Origin of the sequence: Sulfitobacter sp. HI0129 (genome assembly GCF_001635395.1) — a bacterium.
Classification (GTDB): domain Bacteria; phylum Pseudomonadota; class Alphaproteobacteria; order Rhodobacterales; family Rhodobacteraceae; genus Sulfitobacter.
Window position 1 is genome coordinate 1 of the sequence record NZ_LWGH01000803.1, and the last position, 757, is coordinate 757.

General features: G+C 70.8%; 2 pseudogenes. Both read right to left on the reverse strand.

From position 1 onward, the window contains the following. Window positions 1-363 (reverse strand): annotated as a pseudogene (locus tag A3764_RS19235) (hypothetical protein); the annotation flags it as partial. Between the two features lies 1 nt (window position 364). Next, window positions 365-757 (reverse strand): annotated as a pseudogene (locus A3764_RS19240) (hypothetical protein); the annotation flags it as partial.

Below are 757 nucleotides of genomic sequence, written 5' to 3' on the forward strand. Positions count from 1 at the left end.
GGGGTCGGGTGCGGGCACCGCGTTCACCACGGCGGGGTGATTGGCCGGGTCCGCGACGGGCCGGTCGGCGGAAGCGATGCGCGCGCGGGCGAAATCCGCCGCCGCCAGCGTCGCCCCGGCGGTTGCCGCGACATCGAGCGTGACAGTGCCCATGGTCAGGATCGCGCGCCGCCCGCCGCCTTCGATGGACACGCCGTCGAACGGGTTGAGCGCCAGCACCGATGACAGGTCGATACTGTCGCGCGCGGGGTCGAAATCCGTGATCTGGCCGAGCGTGCCTGTGGTGAGCGGTGCGGCAAAGACGAAGCTGTCATTCCCCGCGCCGCCGGTCAGGACAACGCCCCCGTGCCGGGCAAGCAGCATGTCATCCGCTCCGCCGCCTGTAAGCGCGTCGGAACCGGGCGCTGGTTTGCCCGGTGCCGCCGTAGCTGGCAAGCTCTACATCCAGACGGCTCACGCCCGGTTCCGACGCGCTGCCGGTAAAGACAGCGAGGCCGGTGTCGGTTTCCCGCGCGGCAAGGGCGGCGATGTTTGCCAGCGCGCTTTCGGGGCTGTCGGCGACATGGGCCAGCGGGTGCAGCCGCCCGCCGGGCAAGAGCGCCATGAGGCTAAGCCCGTCATCCGCCCCCCCGGCGAGCACGAAGACGTCATCGCCGCGGGTGACGATATCCAGCGCGGTGACCCCGGCAAAGCGGCTTTCGCGGGTGTCGAGCAGGTGATCCGTAAGGGTCATCCCCCCGCCCGCGTCGAGCGAAAA